Consider the following 22,341-nt stretch of genomic DNA (forward strand, 5'->3'; position numbering starts at 1 on the left):
CAGCGGCCATACGCGCCGCTCCCTCGTCGGCCTTTCCCCGACCCGGCGTTCAGGGTCCGCCGCTCCTTGTTGCCGCCATCGGATGCCCTTACCGTGTTAGAAAACCGATCGAAAACCATACGCAGAGCAATTCAATGAAAGATCTACTGGACAAAGTGATCGTGATCACCGGCGCGTCGAGCGGCATCGGCCGAGCGACCGCCCTGATGGCGGCCAAACAACACGCCACCGTCGTACTGGTGGCCCGCCACGGCGAAACCCTTCGCGAGGTCGCCGGGGAGTGCCAGGAGGCCGGCGGCCGGGCGATCGCAGCCCCCGCCGACGTCACCGATCCCGAAGCCCTTCGCAAAATCGCAAAATCAGCCTACCGGCAATTCGGCCACGTCGACGCTTGGGTCAACAACGCGGCGGTCAGTTTGTTCGCCAAATTCGAAACCGCTCCTCCCGAAGACTACCGGCGGGTGATCGAGACCAACCTGTATGGATACATGAACGGAGCCCGGGCCGTCCTTCCCTATTTCCGCGAACAAGGCGAGGGAATCCTGATCAACGTCTCCTCCATGGTCGGCAAAACCGGCACCCCTTACGTCAGCGCCTACACCACCAGCAAATTCGCCATCAACGGCTGGAGCGAAAGCCTCCGGATGGAATTGATGGACGAGCCGGACATCCACGTTTGCACCGTCCTCCCCGCCTCGATCGACACCCCCATCTTCCAACACGCGGCGAACTACACCGGACGCGCGATCAAACCGTTGCCGCCCGTCTACCCGCCCGAGGTCGTGGCGGAAACAATCCTGGATTGCCTGGAAAAGCCCCGGCCCGAGGTCTTCGCCGGCAAATCGGGCGGACTTCTCGCCGCCGTGCGCAGCGTCCTCCCCCGTGCCACCGCCGAAAAAATGATGGCCCGCCAGGTCGACAAAGAGCATTTCCAAGAGAACGCGGCCGGCCCAACCGACGGAAACCTTTACTCCACGATGCCGGACAGCGACGCCATCACCGGCGGCTGGCGGGAGGACGATTCCGCCGACCGAGAATCGAAGCGCAAAATCGCCTGGACCGCCGCGGCGGCCGCCGCCGGAATCGCCGCCGCCGTCGCCGGCTACGCCTGGAGCCGCAGTCAAACCCCCATCCAAAAGGCAAAGGAACGCATTGAGCCGTCGATCCGGCGCACCGCCACCCGCGTCATGAGATCCCGGGGGCTGGTGGATGACCCAAACCTGATCAACGACCCCGACGAGGAAACCCGCACTTCACCTGCCCCACCCACTCACTTCCAATAAAACCCGTGATCGACAAAAACAAAAACTTCACCTCCCAAGGCAAACATCCGACCGGCCGCCTGATCGATGAACTCGTTTCATACCTAAGAGCCCGGAAAAAAACTCCCGGCGACGCGCCCGGTCCTCCGATCGATCCCGACGAAGAGCGGATCATTCGGGCCGTGTTGCGGCATGTCCGTCGCAATCCAATCCCGGCCGCATTGCTCGGGGCGTCGACCGCATGGTTGCTGCTCGCAGAAAGCCGGCAGCAAGAAGAAGAGGAGCCATCCCCCCAGGTGGAACGGATCGAGGACGAACTCATCAAGCAAGCCCGCGGCGGACTCGCCTACACCAACCGGCGGTTACGCGAACTGGTCGACCAATATCCATGGGCGACCGCCACCGCGGTGATCGGAGGCGGCCTTCTCGCCGCGCTCCTCCTGCCCGACCGGCACCCTCCGGTTGCCGACGAGGAGATCACCCCCGAGCCCGACCAGGACTTCGACTTCGATCCCCTGGAAGAGGAAGAGCTGTAGTCTAAGAGTTGAGTTCGCGAGCTGGATGCTCCAGTCCCATTGTGACTGAGGCACAACCGTCCACCCGCGCCTCGCCGGTTTTATCTCGGAAAATCCTCGCAATTCAGTTCGTCATTGATCCCATACGCCGCCTTGGCCCCCTCGGCGGCGGCGGCGATCGCCAATTGCACCCCGCGGGAAGTATTCCCCGCGACAAACAAACCGGGGAGATCCGTCCCTTCCCGGCTGTTTTGATCCACCCGACCGTCACCATCGGTTCGCGCTCCGAGTTGTTCCGCCAGATCCGACTGCCGCCGTTCTTCCGTGCAAAAGAAGAGCGCGCTGCAGGGAACCGAAGTTCCATCCGAAAAATGGATACGCGAAAGCCGCCTCCCCCGTCCGGCCAATCGGACTACTTTCGACACCACCACCCGGACGTTCATCCGATCCAGCAGTTCCCGCTGCCTCTTGGTCAACCGATCCTCTCCATCGGCGCAGAGAACGACCTGCTCCGACCAGATTCGCACTTCCAAAGTGTATTCAAAAGCCGAATTCCCGCAGCCATATACAGCCAACGGTTGGTCACGGAAATCCCATGCGTCGCACAGCGGACAATGGAACGCGGTCCGGCCGTAAAACCGGCTCAATTCCGGGAGATCGGGCAATATGTCTTCGACCCCCGTCGCCAACAAAAGCTTCCGACTCCGGTAAACCGTCCCGCTTTCATGCGTCACTTCGAATCCGCCCCCTCGCCGTCGGGCCGTGACAATTCGCCCGGATTCGATCCGCACCGTCCGGTAGGGTTCAAGCTGCCTAAAGCAGGTCCGCCGGAACGCGGTCGTCGAAATGCCGTCGCGCGACAAGAAACCGTGCATCGTTTTCGACGCCCGGTTGCGCGGGCGGGCGTCATCGAACAACACCACCTTCCGGCGGCATCGTCCGAGCAGCAACGCCGCGCTCAATCCGGCGGGCCCGCCCCCCACGACGATCACGTCCGCCTCTCCTTCCATCTCCCGTCGCATCGCCTAACCTAACCCGATCGACATCCTCCCGCCACCCAATAGAAACGACACCCTTCAGCCGTTCCGGAGCGACGCGCTTCAGCCGTCGTCGTTGGACGCGCGCCTCCTCCCACGGTCCGCGCCTAATCCAAAGAACAAAAAACTCCCGCGACAATGCGCCGCGGAACGCTCAGTGCTGCATGCCCTGCATCGCCGCTCCGACAACTCCCATCACCGAGAACATCGCGACTTGCAGCGCTTGATCGAGCTGCTGACGGGTTTCAGCGGCCTCGAGTTGCGCCAGCGTCCCCTCCAACATCCCAAACACACCGAGCAGTTGCGGCTTCATCGCCTGCATTTGTTCTCGGGACATTCCAGCAATCTGTTCGCGGGCGCGGGAAATGGAGCTGTCCCACTCGGCCGCCATTTCGGCGGGGACCCAGCGCCCGTCGACCCGGGCCAATTCGATTTCCATCGCCTCTTCAGCGGCACCCGACAAACGCAAACTAGCCCGACCTTCGTCTTGTTCGACCACCTCGACCTGCAAGTTGCGGAGATTCTCGAAAAGATCCTCATCGGTCTCCCGGGCGGCTTTCTCCGCGTTGGCCAGCAATTTCGCCCCGGTGTTCGCCAGGAACGACTCGACGTTCAAGTTGGCCAGTCCTTCCAGGCGCGAAATCTCACTGCTGGCCAATGTCCGGAGAGTAGCGGTCATGGAATCCCAATTGGCCGCCGCGTCTTCGCGGTCCACTTGGCCGGGAAACATCTGACTGTCCAAAAACAACTCCTTCTTGTCGTCCAGCAGAGCCCCCACCCGACCCAGCAACTGGAAGGCCCGATTGTAAACATCGGCATCCATTTTCGCGGAAAGATCAGAGATGATCCCGTTCACATCGTTGCGGTAACGATCCGGCAGAGCGGTCCAGATCCGCTGCGGCTCATGCTGGAGCAGACCCTCCACCACATACTGGACCGTCCCCTCCGCACTCTCCGGAGGCGCCGCCGCAGCAACGGAAGGAGTGGTGTCGGCCACGGCCGGACCACCGCAGGCGACCATAAAAAGGGCGGAAATCGCGGAAACAACAACTGCACAGGAACGTGTTTTCATATAAATAATAGTTAGGGGATTCTTCGACAAAAGACTTACATTTAGTTCGATACAGACCAAATGGCAAGTGTCGATCGAGGGAGGCAACGGGAAAGGGCCGGGAAAGGGAATAATCGGAGGTGGTGGGATCACCGTCGTGTCATTGTGAGGAGGCTCCGCCGACGAAGCAATCCACGAAACAGTGATCCGCGCCCCCTTTCCCGGAACGTGGATTGCCGCGTCAGTCGTTCCTCCTTCCTCGCAATGACAGACGGTTGTCTGTTTTTCCCCCCACGTTCAATCGCGCCCAACGGAAAAGGATCGGGAAAGAAACGGAACAGCCCGCCCCCCGGTTCCCCAAATATGGGCTCGCCCATTTTCTTCCGTCCCGGATAATTGAATGATCATTTCATGAAAGGTTTCCAGAAATCATATCTCCGCGGTTTAGGTCAGACCCTTCGCCCCGCCATCCATGTCGGCAAGAAAGGGGTCGACGAAGGGTTCCTGACCGAACTCAACCAACTGTTCGATCGGCACGAGTTGATCAAAGTAAAGTTTGCCGCCTTGAAAGAGGAAAAACGGCGGCTCGCCCCGGAGATCGCGGAAAAGACCGGTTCCCTTCCGGTCGGCATTGTCGGCCACACCGCCTTGTTTTACCGGCAGCATCCCGATCCCGAAAAACGCGAAATCCGCCTCCCGGAACGCCCGGAAACTGAACAGACCAATCCATCCGCCTGACGCGCCATCCACCGGCACCCTCCGTCGATGACCGCTCCCGATTCCGGACCTCCCGCCGGTCCCGCGGCGTTTCAAACGCTCGCCGCCTGGATCCGGCGCCGCGGGGGGCCGGCCCCGTTTCTCCTCGGGATCGGCGGCCCCGGCGGATGCGGCAAGACCACCCTCGCCCATTGGCTGGCCGGCAATCTCGCGGACGCCATCCGACTCCCGCTCGACGATTTCCGCCTCCCGCGCGCCACTCGCCGGGGCCGCGGTCTCTTCGGTTCCCACCCCGAAGGAAATGACCTCGAACGCCTGCGCGCCTGCCTCCAAGCCGCCCGGAACGGCCTCCCCTTCGAACGGCCCGTACTCGACCCGATCACCGGCGCCGTCGACTGTCTCGAGACGGTTCCGCCCAGCCGGATCCTTCTGTGCGATGGCGAAATCGCCGCCCACCGGGGTATCCGCGACGAATTCGACGGCTTGGTCCTGGTTGAAGCCCACTGGCGCACCCAATTGGACACCCGCCTCTCCCGGGACCTGAACGACCGGCAATTTCCCCTGGAGAAGGCGATCGAAGTTTTCCTGCAAAGCAATCTTCGCGACTACCCGACTTTTGCCGAAGGCGCGGCAGCCGAGGCCGATTTCATCCTCTACCGGAGTCGCAAAAACCGTTTCTCGATCACCCGAAGACCCCCGGGTTAACCGACGCGGCCGCCCCGGGGATTTCCCGATCCATTGCGACAGGGCGCGATTTAGGTGATATAACCTTGTATGACGCGACGATTTCACCGCCTGCTCGGCTTCGCTCTGCTCGGTCTCGGCCCGCTCTCTCCCGCCGCCGATGCCTCCCCCTCCTTCGTCCTCAATCACCCGGCGTTCCCGTTTCACCACGCCACCGCAATGGACCAACCACGGCTCTACTCCCTCCTCACCGACGGAGAAAACGTCGTGACCACCCCCGACGGGGATCCGGTGCTGATCCGGGCCTTCATCGACACCGGTTCCTCCGGATTTGTCCTCAGCAACCTCCACGTCGAACCAAACGACCATGGGGTGGCCTCCGCCGAACTCAGCCCGAGCGATTACATCGGCGTTTACACCAACCTCGGCATCGGAGGCGCGGAAACCGGCTCGGTCAGCCGTCCCTTCGGCGTGATGCTCTTCAACGATCCGTTTCCGATCGATGGCGAGATCACCGCCGCCGATTTCATCCACTACGGCGACCACCGCCTTTGGGTCCGCCAAGCCCCGGGCATCGGCGAAGTCACCACGGTGATGATTCCCCTTTGGGAGGGGTTTTACTGGCCCTATACCTTGGTCAGCCCGGTCAACATCGTCGGGATGCCGGTCATCGAACAAAGAACAATGGTCATGGAGTGGATGCCGATTCCACCGGAACTAGCCGCCCTTCTCCCGGAGCTTTCCGATAATGTTCGGGAAATCCAAACCCAACTCCTCCCCCACGGCGACCCGGAGATCCCGGCGCACAACATCACGCTCGATCTCGAAATGCGCGACTTCGTCGGCGATCCCCCGGAAGGCGAAACGCTCCCGAGCATGAGCCGGAACCCGCTGGTCAAAAATGTCCGAATCTCTCACGATTTCAACCGCGACAGCGTTACCGCGCACTGGCTCTTCGACACCGGGGCAGGGAGTTCATTCATCGGCTTCAATTGGGCCCAACAGATCGGCCTCATCCCCGAATCCTACGCCAACCTGGAGAGTTTCGTCCCGGATCACCAAGCCAACGGAGGCATGGTCGCCCAGATCGGCGGCATCGGCGGCGACACGGTCACCGTCCCGATCCTGACCTTGAACGAGATCCGCGTCCCCGCCCAAGAGGGGTTTGATCTCGTCTGGCGAAACGTCCGGATTCTGATCTTCGAACACGAGGAATTGGCCGAACTCGACCTCGAAGGCATCTTCGGCATGAATCTGATCGGCCCCGCCGCCACCATCGACACGAGTGCCATTGACGGCATTGCCCTCGGAGGAGATGCCACCACAGTCGCCGCCCTCCTCAATCTCTTTTCCGATGTTTCCCCGTCGCCGTTCCGTTCGGTCGTTTTCGAAGTCACCGGCGAGGCAAGCGGGGAACTCCGCTTGTTCAGTCCTCGGATCGCCGCGATGAAGGCCGCGACATTCGACGAATGGCAAAACCATGCCTTCGGCCTCGACGGCCCCAGCGATCCGGCCTTCGCCGCACCCGACGCCGATCCGGATGGAGACGGGGTCACCAACCTCCTCGAATACGCCCTGGGCCGGGATCCGTTGGTGCCTTCCCGCTCCGGTCTGCCGACCGCCGGGCTTACGGAGGTCGACGGAGCGGACTTCCTGACCATCGTCTACGAGCGCCGCTCCTCCGCCGCCGACCTCGAATTCGTGGTCGAAGCCTCCAACGATATGGCCGACTGGAAAGCGGTCCCGACCGCCATCCTCGACATCGTCGACCTGGAAAACAACCGCCAGCGGATCACCGTCCGCGACGATCTTCCCGTCAACGGTTCCACCGCCCGCTTCCTCCGCCTCCGGGTCGAGCCGAACCCAGCCGACTGAGTCTCCACCCAATCCGCCTCCCCTGATCCAAAAGCGACGCATCCATCCTCCGATCCGAGGCTTGCGCCCTCCCGCTCCGATCCTATCTTCCTGACTCCATGAAGAAACAACTTCTCCTCGCCTGCCTCGTTTTCCTCCCCGCCTTCGGGTTTTCCGAATCCCCGCCCACAATCGTCGCGGAGACGCTGGCCAAGACCAACGCCGCCTGGAACGGTGACCTTCTTCCCGCCTACCCGTCCGGACAACCGGAAGTGACCCTCCTCAAAATCACCATTCCCCCGCGGACCAGCCTTCCATGGCATAAACACCCGGTCATCAACGTCGGTTACCTGCTCGCCGGAGAACTCCGCGTCACCGCCGAAAATGGACAAGTTCTCCACCTTACCCCCGGTGATTCGATCGTCGAACTGGTCGACCAATGGCATTTCGGCGAAAACCCCGGCGACGTTCCTGCCGTGATCCTGGTCTTCTACGCAGGTGCCGAAAACAAACCGGTCACCGTCCTCAAACCCGAGGACGCCCTTCCCGCCACCCCTTTGTCGTGCGCCGACGGCGAAAAACATTGAGCCTGAAAACACCGTTGATAACCGCAAGAAGGCAAAATACCCGAAACCGACGGGGGACGGCAGGATGCCATCCCTCCCAGTGGCTTCTAAGGAACGTCGTCCCGTAGTCGAGTTGGCTCCGCCACGTTAAACGACTTCTGTGCGGGCCAAATCGGAGGGTTGGCTTCCAGCCGACCTTTTTCTGAAACCGCCGGCGGCGGACGGCAGGATGCCATCCCTCCCAGTGACCATCTTCTTGCGAAAACCCATTCGATCACCTCACCGCCGCAACAAATAATCCTTCGGCAAACCGAGGCGCACGCAGGCGGCAGCCGAAGGACTCCCCTCTAAAACCATCCGGTCGGCGTTCGCACCCGCCATCCTGAGCAGCGACGCTCCTCCCGGCGGCAAGCCGAAACGTCGGCCCACCCCGAGGACCTCCCTCACCGGCGCCGGAATCAAATCGATCGCCGCCCGGATCATCAATCGGTTCATCACGCCAAACGGACGGGGCATCACCTCCACCTTCCGCATGATTCCCAAGAATTCGAATACGATTTCCGACCGCTCCAACTTCGGAAGCATCGCCGCAAACAACGCCTTCAACTCCTTCTCCGATCCGGGCGCATCCTCGACTCCATACAACCGGGCCACCGGCGGGCCTTCCGAGTAAAACCGATCGCGGTCCTCGGGCGAAACCGGCCGGACATATTCATGATACGCTTCCAAAAACCCGAACGAAGCGGTCGCATGCACCCACCTCAGCAACTCCGGGTCGTTGGCATGATACGCCACCCCGTCCGGCGTTTCCCCCCGCACCCGCTCATGCATCCGCCGCACCCCGGCGATCATCGGCTCCGCCACGCTCCGCGCCCCATACACCGTGACCATCGCCGCCAGACCGGTCCGCCGCATCCGCCGCATCGGATCAGTCCGGAACGTGGTGTGATCCCAAACCCCCGACCTCACCCGCGGTTCCGCCAACTCCAACAGCACCGCGGTGATTCCACCGATCAACAACGAAACCGGATTATTGAATACCTTCCATGAAACCGAATCCGCCGGGGTCAGCGCCGGCTCCCCTTGCGGCCGGGTGAAATCCAGCTCCGGCCCACCCCGCCCGTTCCGGTTCCCTCCCTGCAAATGCTCCTGGAGCATCGCTTCCAGTCGCAACTGCAACACACGCGGCAAACGGAGGGGACGGACGGGCGAAGTTCTCATATTCGCCCCTGAACAAACAAGTCTAACGCCCGAAGATCAAGCCCATCCCCGATCCGAACCGATTCCGGCGTCCGACCGTTGGCCGCCGCCCTTAAATTTTCCGGATCGAATCCCGCGGACTGACTCCGTAGGCGTCGGTGAATACCCGGTAGAACTGGGCGTAACTGCCAAAGCCCGCCGCCAATGCCGCTTCCAACACCGTCTCCGTCGACCGCTTCCGATAGGCCGACCAAAACCGACCCAACTTCAACGAGTTCCGATAACGACTGATCGTCACCCCCACTTCCCTCCGAAACGTCCGGCTCAAATAGGCGGTGCTCACCCCGCATTCCCTCGCCAAAGTATCGAGATCGCCGCCGACGCCTTCTTCGCCCAACAACGACAACGCCCGGCGCACCGCCGGATGCAACGAGACCTCCCGCCCGCTGCCCGAGCGCTCCTGTTGCAAACGCCAACAGGTCAACAGGAGATGCCGCAAACCGGCGTTCAGGTAATCCGGATCGTGATGCCGGAAGGTGAAATCATCACTCACCCCACCGAAACCCGCCTCCCGGTTCAAAAGGTCCGGATCGAGTCCGTCTTTCACCAAAGCTTCCAGGGTCCGCCGAAGATTCTCATATACATCCGGCTCCAACTCCGTGTGCAGGATTCCCTCCCCCGGAAACCTTTCGGCTTTCAACGGCGCATAGCGGGCGGTTCGACACGCGGCCCGCAAGAGCTCCGGCTTAAACACCACCACAAAATTGGCCGCGTCCGGAGTCCGATCGACCAACTGATGCACCTGGGCCGGAAAAAACCACAAGAGCGAACGACGAGGAAACCGATAACGCCGCCCATGGAAAACATAGGTGATCGCCCCGGAAACGACCAAATTCAATTCCAGCTCCACGTGACGATGCGGAGCCAAAACCGGCGGATTCCGCACCGACTCCGCCAAAAAAGCGAACCCGTCGTATTCGGGACCGATCTTCAGGTTCTCCAGCATCAGGAACAAAGTATGCAATCTCTCCCGAAAGAGGCGAGAAGACTCTTTCCCCCTTCCCTGTCGTGAGAGCCCCATCCGGGCTGCGCCCGGTGAACAGCATGGATGAAACTTTTTCGCTACTGGGAGGGATGGCATCCTGCCGTCCGCCGTCGGCGTCGTTTCAGGGGAAGGTCGGCCGGAAGCCAACCCTCCGATTTAGCCCTCCAGCACGTATGAACAGTGAAGTTTCAATAGAAAGAGAGGTCGTCTTCCAGGCAACCAATCAAGGCGGTCACGCCGAAAGTTGCTGAGGGCGCCCCCGCCTCTTTAGTTTCACGACTCAATGACAAATTATGAAATCTTCCGGTAAAAAAGCGAAAAGACAAGCGGCGGTAATACGGGTTAATATTCCAACTTATGCCCGACACCCACCCTCATTCGCGAGTGCGATCCGCCCACTTCGGTTCCTTGCCCGACGGCCGTTCCATCGAAGCCTGGACCCTGAAGGGTGCCGGAGGCCTCGAACTCGAAATCCTGACTTACGGCGGTATCGTCCGCCGGCTGCTCGCCCCCGACCGCCAGGGGAGTCTCGCCGATGTCGTTCTGGGCTACCGGGAATTCGAACCTTACTTGGAAAACCCCGGCTATTTCGGCGCCACCGTCGGACGTATCGCCGGCCGCATCGGCCACGGGAAACTACGGATTGGCTCCGAAGAATTCCAGCTCCCCGTCAACGAACCACCCAACCATCTGCACGGCGGCCCCGGAGCTCTGCATACCCGAATCTGGAACGCCGAACCGGTCGAACGTTCCGACGGCGCCCCTTCCCTGAAACTCAGCTGCTACAGCCCGGACAATGACCAAGGCTACCCGGGAAATCTCGACATCGCCGTCGTCTACACCGTCACCGCCGCCAACGAGTTCGTCTTCGAAACGTTTGTCGAGTCCGACCGGCCCACCCCGGCGAGCATCACCCACCACTCCTATTTCAACCTGGCCGGTGAAGGACACGGCACCATCCTCGACCACCGGGCGCAAATTTTCAGTTCGGCAGTCATTCCGAGCGACGAGAATTTGACCCTCCTCAATCGGCTCGAACCGGTCGACGACCGGCCGGGAGACATGCGGCAGCCGATCCGCCTCGGCGACGCCATCCCGCACCTCTGGAAGAACCATGGCGATCTGTATTGGTTCGACCCTGACAAATCCCTCCGGTTAGTCGCCCGCGTCGAAGATCCCTCTACCGGACGGTTCCTCGAAGCGCGAACCACCAACAGCTGCCTCCAAACGTTTTTCAGCTACCATCTCGACGGAACCATCCGAGGAAAAAACGGCGGCCGCTATGCAAAATTCGGCGCATTCTGTCTCGAATGCCAAGGTTATCCGGAAGCCGCCAACATCGGAGGCTTCGGCGACATCCTGGTCCGACCCGGCCAACCGCAACACCACACCACCATTTACGCGTTCGGCACTCTTTGAGCAGAGTCGCCGCACCATCCACCCGACCCGAAACTTCAATTAAAACAGACACATGGACCACGATCATGATCACGGGACCGCCACATTGCTGCGCCCCCCTTCCGTTCTCGATTACAGCCTGACCGGCGAAAACGCCGAACGCGCGGTCGAACTCGGCCTGGCCGAAGCAGACTGGTACCAATGCCCGGTGCCCCGCGCCACCATGCGGAGCTTGCTGGTCCGCAAAGACGGACCGGCCATCCGCGACACCATCATCTGGTTCGGACTGATCTTCGGATTCGGTTACCTGACCTATCTCCTCTGGGGAAGCTGGTGGGCGATCCTCCCCTACCTCTGCTATGCCGTCCTCTACGCCTCCACCTCCGACTCCCGGTGGCACGAGGCCGGACATGGCACCGCCTTTAAAACCGATTGGATGAACAACTGGCTCTACGAGATCGCCTCGTTCATGGTGATGCGCGAATCGACCGTCTGGCGCTGGAGCCACACCCGCCACCACAGCGACACCATCATCGTCGGCCGCGATCCCGAAATCGCCGTTCCCCGCCCCCCGAACATCCGAGCCCTCATCCTCAGTTTCATCAACTGGAAGGTCTACTTCACCTACTTCAAGGCGATCCTCCTCCACAGCCTTGGGAAAATGTCGCCGGATGAGAAGACATTCATCCCCGAAAGCGAATTCCCGAAAGTTTTCCGACGGGCCCGTGTTTACGTCGCCATTTACGCCGCCGTGATCGCCCTCAGTATCGTCACCGGCAGCCTTCTCCCGATCCTGCTGGTCGGCGGCTGCAATCTCTTCGGCGCCTGGCTGATGCCGATCTACGGCTACACCCAGCACGCCGGCCTGGCCGAAAACGTCCTCGACCACCGGCTCAATTGCCGAACCGTTTACATGAACCCGGTCCACCGGTTTTTGTATTGGAATATGAACTACCACGTGGAGCACCACATGTTCCCCCTGGTCCCCTACCACGCCCTGCCGAAACTGCACGAGGTCGTCAAAGACGACATGCCCACCCCCTACCCGAGCCTCCTTTCCGCCTGGAAGGAAATCATCCCGGCGGTCTGGAAACAGGTGAAGGATCCCACCTACCACGTGAAACGCAAACTCCCCCCGCCGAAACAACGCCCGGAGGAATCCGGCCACCGGTCCGAGGCCGCGCCCGATCCCCAGGGATGGCTGGAAATCTGCGCCGGCGCCGATCTAGGCCTCGAGGACGTCATCCGCTTTGATCACGGCAAAAAAACGTTCGCCTTGTCCCGGGATGCCGAAGGCCGGCTTTACGCCACCGACGGCATTTGCACGCACGGAAACACCCATCTCGCGGACGGATTGGTAAAGGGGAAAATCATCGAATGCCCGAAGCATAACGGGCGCTTCAATCTCGCCGATGGTTCTCCCGCCCGCGCCCCGGTCTGCCGCGGACTCGCCACCTACCCGATCGAAGAACGCAACGGCCGAATCTGGCTCAACGTTCAAACCCCGGGCGGCGATGGAGCGCGTCACCAAAAAACGTATACGCTGCGCGTGGTGGGCAACCGCAACGTCTCCACCTTCATCAAGGAACTGGTCCTCGAACCGGTCGATTCCGCGGAAAAGATCGATTTCACCCCGGGTGATTACATGCAGCTCGACATTCCCCCCTACGAGCGGATCCGTTTCCGCGATTTCGACATTCCAGAACCCTACGCCTCGGTCTGGGAACGGCAGCATGTCTTCGACCTGAGCGTCGCCAATCCGCAGAGCGGCCGCCGCAACAACTACTCGATCGCCAGCAATCCACGGACCGAACGCCAGCTCCGCTTCAACGTCCGAATCGCCACCCCGCCGCCCGGACAGGATTGCTGCCCGGGGATCGGCTCGAGCTACGTCTTCAACCTCAAGCCAGGCGACACCGTGACCGCGATCGGTCCGTTCGGCGACTTCCACATCAAACCGACCCGCAAGGAAATGGTCTACATCGGCGGCGGCGCCGGCATGGCTCCCTTGCGCGCCCACCTCTCCCACCTCTTCGAAAACGAGAAAACCGCCCGCAAAGTCAGCTACTGGTACGGCGCCCGGTCGAAGCAGGAGATCTACTACGCCGACTACTTCGAAAAACTGGCGGCCGAACACCCGAACTTCGAGTTCCATCTCGCCCTCTCCGATCCGCTGGAGGAAGATCGATGGACCGGTCTGACCGGTTTTATCCACGAGGTCGTGTTGATCAACTACCTGGAGAACCATCCAAATCCGAAAGCGGTCGAATTTTATCTTTGCGGTCCCCCGATGATGATCAAAGCATGTACCAAGATGCTCATGACAAAACTCGGGGTAACCCAGGATCAAATCGCCTTCGACGAATTTTAATCAAAACGAATCAGCCACCATCGCCATTTCGCTCTTTTTTGCGCGTTCTGTGCCTTTTCGTGGCTAAAGAAAAACTTCCAGCATGGCCAAATACCTAAACGACAATACCGGAGACTCTCCAAAGCTCCGGGTCTACCTGAATCTCGACACCCTTTTCGATCTGCCGCCGCACTCCGTGGGGGCGGGCCTGACCTGGCCCGAAGCGGAAGAACGGATCGCCGCGGACGGATTTGAAGGGGTCCAGCTCGGCGGCGCTCATTCGCCGATCGACAACGGCCGCCTGCCATATTGCGGTCTCGACCGCCTCGACACTCCCGACCAGGCCGACGCCGTCTTCGCCAAACACAAAGCGCGGGGGGATTCCTGCATTACCCTCCACCTCGGCACCGGGATCGAAGACGATGCCGTCGCCCACCGCCTGGTCGAAGCCACCCTGACCGCATCGGAAAAACACAATCTGCCGGCGTTCATCGAAACCCATCGCGCGACGATCACCCAGGACCTCTGGCGCACGGCCCGCTTGGCGGAGAGCTTCCCGGAAATGCGATTCAACGGCGATTTCAGCCATTTTTATTGCGGCCAGGAAATGGTCTACGGCGACTTCGAAAGCCGCCTCGATTTCATGCAACCGATCTTCGACCGGATCGGTTTCATCCACGGCCGAATCGCTGCGCCCGGCTTCATGCAGGCGCCGATCGAAAGCGTGTCCGGACGACCCCGGATGGCGGTCGGGGCGGACTACCTCGCCGACTTCAAGGAAATGTGGCGCCGGGCGATGGCCGGCTTCCGGACCAACGCCGGACCGGGCGACGTCCTGGTCTTCGCCCCCGAACTACTCGCCTCGATCATCTACTACGCCCGGGTCTTCCCCGACTCCACCGGCCAACTCCGCGAAGAAAGCGACCGCTACGCCGAGGCGATCCTCTACGCCACCATCGCCCGCGAAGTCTTCAAAACATCCCACAAAACAACCACCACTTCGTAACAATGAAGCCACGCCTTCATCGACCTCTTCCCGTGCTCCAGCCTCCCGCCTCACGCCGGATGTCGTCGGCCCGCCTGTCCCCCAACTTCGATGCAACCCACGGCCGAAGCGCGCGGCTCCTTTCGTAGTCGGGTTGGCTTCGCCGCCCGACAGCAGCGGCCAAAAAGGATTGACGGTGATGGGGTGTCGCCGCGTCAATGACAGAGTAAGGGGAGCTTCGGCGCGGGCGAACGCGGCCAAGACGGGGCGGCGGAACTGCCACCGCTACGGGAAATTACCGGTGCCTGAGACAGCGGACGGGATTCATCGAGCGAAAGCTCGACGCTACCGTGACCACGGCCGAAGCGCGCGGCTCCGGAAAATCATTGTATCCAGCCGAGGCAATTTTCCGGGCTAGTGCGGACAAATGTTCGCCCGGTTCAGGTAAAGTTTGCCATCGGTTTCGACGATTTTTTCGCGATTAAACAGAAAGCCGATCAACTCCTCGGGCGTCATTCCCGAGGCGGTGCAGGCGTAATAGGTCGCCTCGCCGCCGAAGAATTCCCGCAGCTTCGCCGGTAGAGTCGTGGTGTCGTAAGCACCCGCGTTTTCATCGATCAATCCGAGGACATCGTGGGCATGAATTTGATTGGTGGTTTCCATCCCTCCACTATGCCGGGCAAATGAAAAAACTCCTTGATCAGGATCAATCGACCCGCCCCTTTTTTGATTTTCGTTTCCGCAGGATTCATCATCGCCCAACTGCAGAACCGGCGCTTCCGCGAAAGAAAACCTGTTGCCGCTCCTTCAGGCTTCGTCAATGTATCCGTCGTGCGCAAAATCCGGAAACCGGTTGCCGCGGCGACCATCTTTCTCCTTTTCCTGGGACTCTTCGTCCTCCTGATCGGACCGTGGCCGATTTACACCTCCGACGTCAGGACCCTTGCCGCCTTGGAGAAGAGCTTCCGGATCCTCGAACGGGAGTTTCCCTCAGCCTACCTCCCCGCTCCCGGCCCTTTGCAGGCCGGATGGGCTTCGCGGTCCATCACCCCGAACGAATCTCTCCCCCTTTTCGGTTACAGCGCCCACCAGGGAGCCCGGTCGGAAGGCGTGGCCGACCCGATCGAGATCGGTTGCGTGGCACTTCACAACGGAGAAGTGACTCTGCTGCTCTTTTTCGCCGACCTGCTCCTGATTTCGGAAAACATCGCCGCGCCCGTCCGTCAACGGCTCGGGCAAAGCCACGGTCTTCCCCCGGAGGCAATTCTCTTCAGCGCCACCCACACCCACTCGGCGCCCAACCCCTGGAACAACCGGGTGGCCGGATGGTTTTCCGGGGGTCGCCACGACCAAGACTACGGCAGCTTCCTTCAGAAACAATTCATCGAGGCGGCGAACGAAGCCCTCGGAGACCTCCAACCGGCCGCCAGTGAAGTCGGACGGGGCAAGGCATCGGAATGGATCGCCAACCGGGTCCGCAACCTCCCGGTCGACGACTTCCTCGAAATCCTGCTGCTCCATCGGGAAGACGGCCGGAAGTGTTACCTGTTGAACTTCGGCGCCCATGCCACGACGCTCGGGCCCTCCAACCTCAAAATCAGCGGCGATTATCCCGGCCATCTCCGCCGCGAGCTGGAATCCACCACCGGAGCAAAGGTCTTTTTTCAAGCCGGTTCCCCCGGAAGCGCCCGCCCCACCCACTCAGCCGAACAGATGGGAATGCAACTGGCGCAACTGGCGGCGGAAACCCCGCTCGCACCAAGCTCGTCGGAAATCGTTTTGGCCGCCGTCGGAAGTCGCCTGCCTCTCCCTCCACGCCAACGACGTCTGAATCAAAATTGGCGACTTTCCCCGTTTCTTCTCACCGCGGCGGGCATTCCCGCCGACGCCTGGTTCCAAGCCGTTCGCATCGGGGAGGTCACTTTGGTCGGGGTGCCGGGCGAATACAGCGCCGAAAGCAGCCTCGCGCAAAAACAGCGCACCGAAGCGGAGGGTTTCCGCCTTTGGATCACCTGCTTTTCAGGGGGATACCACGGCTACATCTCCCCGGACGAACATTACGACGAGACCACCGCCGACGGACGGCTGCCCTACGAAACCGGAATCATGTCCTGGCACGGACCGTTCAGCGGATTTTACTTCGATGCGATCATCACCCGCCTTGCCTCATCCTTGAAGGACCCGGCGACCCCCGCTCGGTAGGCAGTTTCGCATCGAGAGAACAAACCTCCTCTTCCCCCCGTTTCCGGTTTTTTCCGCGACAGACCGGTCACCTTTCCTATAACCTATTCTCTCTGATGAAACTTCGCTGTCCTACGGATTACAGGCCCAAATCGGAGGGTTGGCTTCCAGCCGACCTTTTTCTGAAACCGACGCCGACGGCGGACGGCAGGATGCCATCCCTCCCAGTGACAAGAAAGTTTCGTTCCATGTTGTTCCCCGGGCGCAGCCCTCCTGGCTTTAATAAACCTTCCCACATCCTTTGATGAAACTTCGCTGTCCTACGGATTACAGGCCCAAATCGGAGGGTTGGCTTCCAGCCGACCTTCTTCTGAAACCGAAGCCGACGGCGGACGGCAGGATGCCATCCCTCCCAGTGACAAGAAAGTTTCGTTCCATGTTGTTCCCCGGGCGCAGCCCGGATCTGATTTTTTATGAAACCTTCCCACATCCTTTGATGAAACTTCGCTGTCCTACGGATTACAGGCCCAAATCGGAGGGTTGGCTTCCAGCCGACCTTCTTCTGAAACCGACGCCGACGGCGGACGGCAGGATGCCATTCCTCTCAGTGACAAGGAAGTTTCGTTTCCATCTTGTTCCCCGGGCGCAGCCCTCCTGGCTTTAATAAATCTTCCCACATCCTTTGATGAAACTTCGCTGTCCTACGGATTACAGGCCCAAATCGGAGGGTTGGCTTCCAGCCGACCTTCTTCTGAAACCGACGCCGACGGCGGACGGCAGGATGCCATCCCTCCCAGTGACAAGAAAGTTTCGTTCCATGTTGTTCCCCGGGCGCAGCCCGGATCTGACTTTTATGAAACCTTCCCACATCCTTTGATGAAACTTCGCTGTCCTACGGATTACAGGCCCAAATCGGAGGGTTGGCTTCCAGCCGACCTTCTCCTGAAACCGACGCCGACGGCGGACGGCAGGATGCCATCCCTCCCAGTGACAAGAAGGTTTCGTTTCCATCTTGTTCCCCGGACGCAGCCCTCCTGGCTTTATTAAATCTTCCCACATCCTTTGATGAAACTTCACTGTTTACGCAGATTACAGGCCCAAATCGGAGGGTTGGCTTCCAGCCGACCTTCTTCTGAAACCGACGCCGACGGCGGACGGCAGGATGCCATCCCTCCCAGTGACAAGAAAGTTTCGTTTCCATCTCGTTCCCCGGAGGCCGGCCGAATCTGATTTTTTATGAAACCTTCCCACATCCTCGCCGAAACAACCACTCCGGAAGGCGGCCGCCTCATTCTGGTCGAACACGACGGCAGCTATTGCATCCGCCTCGACGGGCAGGATTTGATGCATTCCAAGACTTCGTTTTCCGAATCGATGCTCGGCCAACTCGGCTGCGGCCGTCTGTCCGAGGTCGAAGCCCCGCGGATCCTGATCGGAGGACTCGGTCTCGGGTTCACTTTGGCAAGCGTTCTCGACCAAGTCGCCCCGGGAGCCCGGGTGGAGGTGGCGGAGCTTTTCCCCGAAGTGATCGACTGGAACCGCCGGTTTCTCCAATCCCTCCACGGCCACCGCTTGGCCGATCCCCGGGTGGAGGTTTTCTCCGAGGATGTCTTCGCCGTCGTCAAACGGGCCGGCTCCGAGGCTTACGATGCCATCCTGCTCGATATCGACAACGGACCAAGCGCGATGGTGCAAAAAGCCAACGCCCGCCTCTATAGCCAGGAAGGCTTGAACCTCCTTGCCCGGACCATAACTCCCACAGGCCGGGTCGCCATCTGGTCCGCGACCCGCGATCCCAAGTTCGAAACCCGCCTCAAACGATCCGGCCTCCGTTTCGAACCTGTCCCGGCCAAATTGTATCCGAACGCCCGTCGCGAGGCCTACACGATCTACCTGGCGGATCCGTTCGCGTTTTGATTCAAACCGCGAGAGGAAAAGAGGCCAAAGCAACGCCCCCTTCTACTCGATCCCCCCTTGCCGGAGACCGCGTTTGATCGCCTCGGCCCAAAGGCGGTAGCCCTCGGCATTGAGATGCAACCGATCCTCCCGGAACAATTCCGGTCTCGGCTCCCCCTCCTCATCGAGATAGGCGGACGCGGTCGAAATGAAATGCCAATTCTCCTCCGCCTCGCACGCGAGGCGAAGCAGCGTATTCAGTTCCTGGATCTTCTCCCAAGCGTGCCAACGCGCCTGCGAGGGAGTGATTTCCACGCAAAAGACCGCCGCGTCCGGTTCGACCAGCCGGGCGGTCCGGGCGACCCGCTCGAACCATGCCACGACCGTTTCCGGTTCGGCATCGCTGGCACGTCCGGTGATGTCGTTGGCCACGAAAATCACCGCCGCTCGAAAACGGTGCGGACGGATCAATTCCTCCGCGAAGACCACTAAATCCGAAAAGCGGGCGCCACCGTAACCTCGCCGGATCGGATGATAGGGCGCCATATCTTTGGCGATGGTGCTCCACAAACGCACCGACGAACTCCCCAGAAACAGAATCGCGTCGGCCGGGTGTTCCTCCACCACGTCACGAGCGCGCAATTCCGCGATCGCTTCCCCCCAACGTTCGTTCGCCGCCACCACCTGTGCCTCCGGCAAAGGTTCCATCAAGTCGGCGGATGCGACGGCCAACCCGGACATCGCGGCAGAAAGAAGTGCAATCAAAATAATCCATTTCGCATTCATCGTCGCGCGGTAGTGAACAGCAAAAAGGGGATCAAATCGATCCCCTTTTTGTTTTCTCCACGACGAAACGGCGCTCTCCCATAACCGCTGGTCAATCCACGAAGATTCTCTCAGGAATCTTCCCGGCAAAGGAGTTATCTTTTCAATGTTTCCGCCTTAGATAACCGGCGATGCCCAAGCCGAAAAGGCCGATCAACAGCGCGTAGGTTCCCGGCTCCGGAACCGCCGAAGCGAAATTCGAGTTGTGGTCAATGACCGCCCAGACGAGCAGGCCGTCTACGTCGAAACCCCAAGCGCCCAATTGGGATTCACCCACTGTATCCAAATAGCTGGTATAACTGCCGAGGAACAAGCGATCGCTGAGATAATCGGCGATTGCCAGATCGACCCCACCCAAGGTGACTGTTCCAGCGAGCAAATCGAGCGCCTCGATATTCGAATTTCCCAAGACGGCGTTAACCCAGGCGGTCTGCCAATTTCCTTCGGAGTCAAGATAACTGGTCTCCCAAACAACTTGATGGATCCCCGGCAACGATTCCTCGAAACTGAGCTCGATCACATGGAAGATCCCGTCCAACCCGTCGACCGAGACAATGTCGCTGCTGAAGGCGAGAAGGCCCCCATTCCCGGCGTCTCCGAAAAAGCCGGCGCGCGACCCGGCGTTCGCCGCACTGTTTTCCAGAGCATCCCGCACGGCGTCATCGAGGTCGTCCACCGTCGTGAAGGAGACCGCCACCGTCACCTCCTCGGTCAGTGCCTTCGAATCGACCACCTCGAATTTGGTGGCCGCAACGAACCGCCCGCTGGTGTTTTCGGTCGTGTTCTGCAGGCTTAAACCGTTCTCGCGGAAATTGGTTCCGGCCGCCACCGTCGCGCTGGCCGCGGAGGCCGCCGGGGCATCGAAGCGGGTTTCAAGGTCAAACGACCGCGTCTGAAGAGCCCACGAAAGATCCCAATCGAAGGCACTGAAATCAGCACTCAACGGAAACGAAAAGAAATCAAAGAAACTGGTGTAAGCGACGTTGAATTGCGCCCGAGCCACCCGTCCTAGATCGCCAGCCACAAGGACCGGTGCCACCCCGACGTAATGAACCGTGATCGTCACATCCGTCCCATGGTCGATCGAAGGGGATCCATTGAGACCGATGTTGTAGTCGAGCCGGTCCCCGCCGGTTATCCCGACATCCAGCAATTCCGTCCGGGCTTGGTAAAGCCCCGAGCCGACATCCGCGACGGTGATGGTATCACCGGAACCGAGCGGTCCGCTCCTGGAGGGGGTAAAGGTCTGCTCCGCCTGCTTAATCGAAACAAGCGTGGTGCTGAAGGCGGTGGAAGCGGTGACGGTTTCCCCATCCAAACCCTCTCCCCAGACCCGGCCGTTGGCGGCGTTCAAGGTGGTGACGCCGAGGTCGTGCTGACCGGGGGCGTAGGTTCCGCTGACATGCACCCGGGGATCGTAACCAATCGCGGTGTGGGTCGATACGTCATGCTGGCGCTGAACCGAGTGGTTCAGATACTGCGAAGCATCGGACTTTTCGGCGTTGCGGAAAATCAGGAGATTGCCGGACTCCAAGGCGTTGTTGTCGACCACGCCCCAGGTATAACCGAACGACAGGTTTCCTTGAACGGATTCCCCCTCCAAACCAAGCCCGCCATTTTCCAAGGTGCTGACTTGGGACCCGGCGTTCACGGTGGCGGTTTGCGTGCCGAGGGTGTCAGCGGTCCGGGTGAAAACCCCGGTTACTTGGACCGCCGAGGTGGCGGAGGCGTCGGAAAAATCGGCAGTCGCCGCATGGACCGCCCGAATTCCGGCCCCTTCGTTTTCCAGATCGAACGCCTCGAGACGGATTCGGGTATGAGTGTCATCCGACCCATAGGTATGAAGTTGAATGGTATCGGTCCGGTTGACTTGGGCCGGTTCCGAACCGACCATGACCCGGCCCAGGTTGATGATCGGAGAAGTCGTGCCACTGGCGCCCACGATCCGTCGATCTTCGAGAGCGGTGCCGGTAATGGAAATCTCGACACCGGAAAGGTCGAGTCCGCTACCGGCGATCTGCTCCCCCATGATCAACGGGTTCACCCGTTCCACGGCAAGGACTCCGGCCCCACGCTCGAGCGACCAACTCGTCAGTGTGCCGCCGATTTCCGGCCTTGGTTCCGGACGGCTGGTTTCGACCAAATCCCGGGTCCGTGTCCGCCCGTTCTCGTGGTGCAAATGAAAAAAAGGGGACTCGACCGGGTTGCGGCGGCTCGGAGACACCAATTGAGAAAACTCCGGCGATGTGCCAACATCCAGATTGCTGGTGAAGATCGATTTCGCCCCGAACACGTTGCCGTATTCGGCCTGCATCCACCAGCTGCCTCCGAACTCATTCCGGGCGGAACCGGCCGCGTCAAGATATTGGTTCTCGGACGGAAGCGAGAAATTTTGAATCGAATAACTGCCGAGTCCGCCATTGTAAGCGATCCGCAGGTTATGGGTCTGGTTCGCGCCATCGAAGGTAAAATCACCATGCGAAGTCAACACGATGCCGTTTTGAAATTGGGCGAAACCGGCTTCGTTGATGGTGATCCGGGTCGCGGCATCGTCGCCGAGCGTGCCACCATGGAGGGTAAGTTCTCCCAAGATGATCCCGTTGGCCGCGCGAATATGACGGCCCGCGTCAATCGTGACCGAGCCGGTCAACAGCCTGTTCTCCACGACCACCAAACCGGGAGCTCCGGTATCGATCACAGAGCGCGTGGGTGCGGGAGTGTCCGAGCCAGCCGCAACGGGGGCAGCGAGGAGACAGGCGATTATTCCGGGCGAAA

Annotated in this window: 18 protein-coding genes; 11 read left to right on the plus strand and 7 right to left on the minus strand. The window is 60.5% G+C overall.

Annotated features, from left to right (window positions below):
- Positions 1-134 precede the first annotated feature (134 nt).
- Both ACWUI2_RS02720 and ACWUI2_RS02725 read left to right on the plus strand, forming a co-directional pair.
- The gene (locus ACWUI2_RS02720; RefSeq protein ID WP_486981330.1) at positions 135-1,283 is read left to right on the plus strand and encodes an SDR family oxidoreductase; all 1,149 of its coding nucleotides are present in this window, start codon (positions 135-137) and stop codon (positions 1,281-1,283) included.
- Positions 1,284-1,288: 5 nt separating this feature from the next.
- Positions 1,289-1,798, plus strand: coding sequence for a hypothetical protein (locus ACWUI2_RS02725; protein WP_486981331.1), 510 nt, complete (start codon positions 1,289-1,291; stop codon positions 1,796-1,798).
- An 80-nt stretch (positions 1,799-1,878) separates the two neighbouring features.
- Here ACWUI2_RS02725 and ACWUI2_RS02730 read toward each other — a convergent pair whose 3' ends face one another.
- Together ACWUI2_RS02730 and ACWUI2_RS02735 are read right to left on the minus strand one after the other, a co-directional pair.
- Positions 1,879-2,799, minus strand: a complete 921-nt coding sequence (locus tag ACWUI2_RS02730) for an NAD(P)/FAD-dependent oxidoreductase (protein WP_486981332.1) — start codon at positions 2,797-2,799, stop codon at positions 1,879-1,881.
- Between the two features lie 169 nt (positions 2,800-2,968).
- Positions 2,969-3,886: a hypothetical protein gene (locus tag ACWUI2_RS02735; RefSeq protein WP_486981333.1), complete on the minus strand. Its 918-nt coding sequence runs from the start codon at positions 3,884-3,886 to the stop codon at positions 2,969-2,971.
- Positions 3,887-4,276: 390 nt separating this feature from the next.
- Here ACWUI2_RS02735 and ACWUI2_RS02740 point away from each other — a divergent pair, with 390 nt between their 5' ends.
- The 4 genes from ACWUI2_RS02740 (at position 4,277) to ACWUI2_RS02755 (ending at position 7,707) form a co-directional block, all read left to right on the plus strand.
- Positions 4,277-4,603: a YhbY family RNA-binding protein gene (locus ACWUI2_RS02740; protein ID WP_486981334.1), complete on the plus strand. Its 327-nt coding sequence runs from the start codon at positions 4,277-4,279 to the stop codon at positions 4,601-4,603.
- Between the two features lie 27 nt (positions 4,604-4,630).
- A complete protein-coding gene (locus tag ACWUI2_RS02745; RefSeq protein ID WP_486981335.1) occupies positions 4,631-5,287 on the plus strand; it encodes a uridine kinase family protein in 657 nt (218 codons plus the stop codon).
- 69 nt (positions 5,288-5,356) lie between these two features.
- The gene (locus ACWUI2_RS02750) at positions 5,357-7,141 is read left to right on the plus strand and encodes a retropepsin-like aspartic protease (RefSeq protein WP_486981336.1); all 1,785 of its coding nucleotides are present in this window, start codon (positions 5,357-5,359) and stop codon (positions 7,139-7,141) included.
- 98 nt (positions 7,142-7,239) lie between these two features.
- Complete coding sequence (locus ACWUI2_RS02755) at positions 7,240-7,707, plus strand: cupin domain-containing protein (protein ID WP_486981337.1); 468 nt, start codon at positions 7,240-7,242, stop codon at positions 7,705-7,707.
- Between the two features lie 258 nt (positions 7,708-7,965).
- Here ACWUI2_RS02755 and ACWUI2_RS02760 read toward each other — a convergent pair whose 3' ends face one another.
- Both ACWUI2_RS02760 and ACWUI2_RS02765 read right to left on the minus strand, forming a co-directional pair.
- Complete coding sequence (locus tag ACWUI2_RS02760) at positions 7,966-8,907, minus strand: oxygenase MpaB family protein (protein ID WP_486981338.1); 942 nt, start codon at positions 8,905-8,907, stop codon at positions 7,966-7,968.
- A gap of 91 nt (positions 8,908-8,998) precedes the next feature.
- Entirely contained in the window at positions 8,999-9,910 is a 912-nt protein-coding gene (locus ACWUI2_RS02765) for a helix-turn-helix transcriptional regulator (protein WP_486981339.1), read from the minus strand.
- A 378-nt stretch (positions 9,911-10,288) separates the two neighbouring features.
- On the opposite strand from ACWUI2_RS02765, the gene ACWUI2_RS02770 reads away from it, so the two are divergent.
- From ACWUI2_RS02770 to ACWUI2_RS02780, 3 genes are all read left to right on the plus strand, one after another.
- Complete coding sequence (locus ACWUI2_RS02770; protein WP_486981340.1) at positions 10,289-11,350, plus strand: aldose epimerase family protein; 1,062 nt, start codon at positions 10,289-10,291, stop codon at positions 11,348-11,350.
- A 52-nt stretch (positions 11,351-11,402) separates the two neighbouring features.
- Complete coding sequence (gene nqrF / locus ACWUI2_RS02775; protein ID WP_486981341.1) at positions 11,403-13,700, plus strand: NADH:ubiquinone reductase (Na(+)-transporting) subunit F; 2,298 nt, start codon at positions 11,403-11,405, stop codon at positions 13,698-13,700.
- Positions 13,701-13,782: 82 nt separating this feature from the next.
- Positions 13,783-14,685 carry a hypothetical protein gene (locus ACWUI2_RS02780; RefSeq protein WP_486981342.1) on the plus strand — a complete coding sequence of 301 codons (903 nt, stop codon included), beginning with the start codon at positions 13,783-13,785 and terminating at the stop codon, positions 14,683-14,685.
- Between the two features lie 393 nt (positions 14,686-15,078).
- On the opposite strand, the gene ACWUI2_RS02785 is transcribed toward ACWUI2_RS02780, so the two are convergent.
- Entirely contained in the window at positions 15,079-15,327 is a 249-nt protein-coding gene (locus ACWUI2_RS02785; protein ID WP_486981343.1) for a YecH family metal-binding protein, read from the minus strand.
- A 63-nt stretch (positions 15,328-15,390) separates the two neighbouring features.
- Between ACWUI2_RS02785 and ACWUI2_RS02790 the strand changes: the two genes are divergently transcribed.
- Together ACWUI2_RS02790 and ACWUI2_RS02795 are read left to right on the plus strand one after the other, a co-directional pair.
- Positions 15,391-16,866 (plus strand): hypothetical protein, encoded by a 1,476-nt coding sequence (locus ACWUI2_RS02790; RefSeq protein WP_486981344.1) that lies wholly within the window; start codon positions 15,391-15,393, stop codon positions 16,864-16,866.
- Positions 16,867-18,081: 1,215 nt separating this feature from the next.
- Positions 18,082-18,762, plus strand: a complete 681-nt coding sequence (locus tag ACWUI2_RS02795) for a spermine/spermidine synthase domain-containing protein (protein WP_486981345.1) — start codon at positions 18,082-18,084, stop codon at positions 18,760-18,762.
- A 42-nt stretch (positions 18,763-18,804) separates the two neighbouring features.
- Here ACWUI2_RS02795 and ACWUI2_RS02800 read toward each other — a convergent pair whose 3' ends face one another.
- The gene (locus ACWUI2_RS02800) at positions 18,805-19,527 is read right to left on the minus strand and encodes a GDSL-type esterase/lipase family protein (protein WP_486981346.1); all 723 of its coding nucleotides are present in this window, start codon (positions 19,525-19,527) and stop codon (positions 18,805-18,807) included.
- Between the two features lie 142 nt (positions 19,528-19,669).
- On the minus strand, positions 19,670-22,264 hold the full coding sequence (locus tag ACWUI2_RS02805) for a PEP-CTERM sorting domain-containing protein (RefSeq protein ID WP_486981347.1): 2,595 nt from the start codon (positions 22,262-22,264) through the stop codon (positions 19,670-19,672).
- Positions 22,265-22,341 lie beyond the last annotated feature (77 nt).

This window comes from Verruconatronum alginivorum, assembly GCF_056590205.1.

Excerpts from the sequence above, each read along its gene's own strand:
- ACWUI2_RS02720 (WP_486981330.1), top strand. The coding sequence starts at position 135 with ATGAAAGATCTACTGGACAAAGTGATCGTGATCACCGGCGCGTCGAGC.
- ACWUI2_RS02730 (WP_486981332.1), bottom strand. The coding sequence starts at position 2,799 with ATGCGACGGGAGATGGAAGGAGAGGCGGACGTGATCGTCGTGGGGGGC.
- ACWUI2_RS02735 (WP_486981333.1), bottom strand. The coding sequence starts at position 3,886 with ATGAAAACACGTTCCTGTGCAGTTGTTGTTTCCGCGATTTCCGCCCTT.
- ACWUI2_RS02740 (WP_486981334.1), top strand. The coding sequence starts at position 4,277 with ATGAAAGGTTTCCAGAAATCATATCTCCGCGGTTTAGGTCAGACCCTT.
- ACWUI2_RS02745 (WP_486981335.1), top strand. The coding sequence starts at position 4,631 with ATGACCGCTCCCGATTCCGGACCTCCCGCCGGTCCCGCGGCGTTTCAA.
- ACWUI2_RS02750 (WP_486981336.1), top strand. The coding sequence starts at position 5,357 with ATGACGCGACGATTTCACCGCCTGCTCGGCTTCGCTCTGCTCGGTCTC.
- ACWUI2_RS02755 (WP_486981337.1), top strand. The coding sequence starts at position 7,240 with ATGAAGAAACAACTTCTCCTCGCCTGCCTCGTTTTCCTCCCCGCCTTC.
- ACWUI2_RS02760 (WP_486981338.1), bottom strand. The coding sequence starts at position 8,907 with ATGAGAACTTCGCCCGTCCGTCCCCTCCGTTTGCCGCGTGTGTTGCAG.
- ACWUI2_RS02770 (WP_486981340.1), top strand. The coding sequence starts at position 10,289 with ATGCCCGACACCCACCCTCATTCGCGAGTGCGATCCGCCCACTTCGGT.
- nqrF (WP_486981341.1), top strand. The coding sequence starts at position 11,403 with ATGGACCACGATCATGATCACGGGACCGCCACATTGCTGCGCCCCCCT.
- ACWUI2_RS02780 (WP_486981342.1), top strand. The coding sequence starts at position 13,783 with ATGGCCAAATACCTAAACGACAATACCGGAGACTCTCCAAAGCTCCGG.
- ACWUI2_RS02785 (WP_486981343.1), bottom strand. The coding sequence starts at position 15,327 with ATGGAAACCACCAATCAAATTCATGCCCACGATGTCCTCGGATTGATC.
- ACWUI2_RS02795 (WP_486981345.1), top strand. The coding sequence starts at position 18,082 with ATGAAACCTTCCCACATCCTCGCCGAAACAACCACTCCGGAAGGCGGC.
- ACWUI2_RS02800 (WP_486981346.1), bottom strand. The coding sequence starts at position 19,527 with ATGAATGCGAAATGGATTATTTTGATTGCACTTCTTTCTGCCGCGATG.